Annotated in this window: 1 protein-coding gene; it reads left to right on the top strand. The window is 70.6% G+C overall.

Annotated elements, in window-relative coordinates; translation table 11 throughout:
• Window positions 1-1,836 (top strand): PQQ-dependent sugar dehydrogenase (locus AB0C69_RS41910; RefSeq protein ID WP_360362417.1); only part of this gene is annotated, 1,836 nt, incomplete at its 5' end.
• Window positions 1,837-1,871 lie beyond the last annotated feature (35 nt).

The raw sequence follows: 1,871 nt of genomic DNA, 5'->3' as shown, positions 1-1,871 counted from the left end.
GCCGGCGATCATGCCGACGGCGGCGCCCGCGCCGGTCACGGCGGAGAACACGCTCAGCGCGCGCACCCCCACGTCTACCTGGACGTCGCCGCCACGTTCGCGCCCGACTTCTTCTCCCAGGCCGGACTCGGGCAGGGCTTCGGCTTCGTCGCGTTCCACCCTGACTTCCGGAAGAACGGGAAGTTCTACACCACGCACGTCGAGGCGGGCGAAGCGCTCAAGACCAAGACGCCCGACCTCACCGCGCAGCCGAAGACCGGCTACCACGGCGTCGTCGACGAGTGGACGGCCAAGGACCCGAAGGCCGGCACCTTCTCCGGGACGCACCGCGAGATCCTGCGCATCGGGTTCGCCGGGCGCATCCACAACCTCCAGCAGATCGACTTCAACCCGAACGCCCGTCCCGGCGACGCCGACTACGGCAAGCTCTACCTGTCGGTCGGCGACGGCGGCAACGGCAACGTCGGCGACAACGGCGGCGACCCGCAGAACCTCGGCGTGCCGCAGGGCAAGATCCTGCGGATCGACCCCGCCGGGAAGAACAGTGCCAACGGCAGGTACGGCGTTCCGGCCGACAACCCGTTCGCCGGGCAGGCGGGCAAGCTCGGCGAGATCTACGCCTACGGCATGCGCGACCCGCACCGGTTCAGCTGGGACACCGGCGGCACCCACCGGCTGTTCCTCGCGCACATCGGCGAGCACGAGATCGAGTCGATCCACGAGCTCTACCCCGGCGCGAACATCGGGTGGAGCGAGCGGGAGGGCGCGTTCACGTTCCGCAAGGACGACCGCTGCCACCTCTACCCGCTGCCGGCCGACGACGCCAAGTACGACTACGAGTACCCGCTCGCGGCCTACGACCACGACCCGCCCGCCGACTGGAACTGCTCCAGCGACGTCGGCCGCGCCATCTCCGGCGGCTACGTGTACCGCGGTGCGAAGCTGCCCGCGCTGCGCGGCAAGTACCTGTTCACCGACATCGTGAGCGGCCGGCTCATGTACACCGAAGAGTCGGAGATGAAGCACGACTCGACCGGCACCAACCGCGCCCAGATCTACGACCTGGCGGCCTTCGACACCTCCGGCAAGCCCGTCACGATGCAGCAGCTGGCCGGCGACCAGCGCGTCGACCTGCGGTACGGCTCGGACGGCAAGGGCGAGCCCTACCTGCTCGCCAAGGCCAACGGCAAGATCTGGAAGGTCGTCGGGACGAAGCGGGTCGCGGCCGGCGCGGCCGGTCCGGTCCGCGTCGGGAACGCGATGGGCGCCGAGAACTGGACGCCCGTCACGCCGTCCAAGTGGCAGTTCCCGGGCGACCAGGTGGTCCTGGCCGAGGCCGGGGTGCAGCGCCCGGGTCCGCGCCGCCCGTTCGAGTACGCGGTGCTGAACAAGGGCCCCGCGCTCACCTCGGCGCGGATCGACGCGAAGGTGCGGCTGGACACTCCGGTGGCGGTCAGCAACCGGGACGTGATCGTCGTCTTCGGCTACCAGGACGACACGCACTTCTACTACGCCCACCTGTCCAGCGACAACACCATCTACCCGCACAACGGGATCTTCCTGGTGAACGGCGCCGACCGGCTGCGCATCGACCAGCAGTGGAACGCCACCCGGTCGCACGGCGCCCCGCCGGCCATCACCGACGAGGCGTGGCACCGCGTCCGGGTGGACCGCCGGGCGGACACCGGTGAGATCGCCGTGTACGTGGACGGGGCGTCCAAGCCCGTCTTCACGGCCCTCGACAAGACCCTCGGCTCCGGCCGGGTGGGCTTCGGCTCGTTCGACAACATCGGCCGGCTCCGCGACCTGACGGTCCGCGGAACCCCGGCGCAGTAACGGCCTCCTCCGGGCGGGCGCCGCGAGCCTGCGCC

The organism is Actinomadura sp. NPDC048032, from assembly GCF_040653175.1.
Lineage (GTDB): Bacteria > Actinomycetota > Actinomycetes > Streptosporangiales > Streptosporangiaceae > Spirillospora > Spirillospora verrucosospora.
Note: the sequence above shows the minus strand (reverse complement) of the source record. Positions and strands in the feature narration are given on the sequence as shown.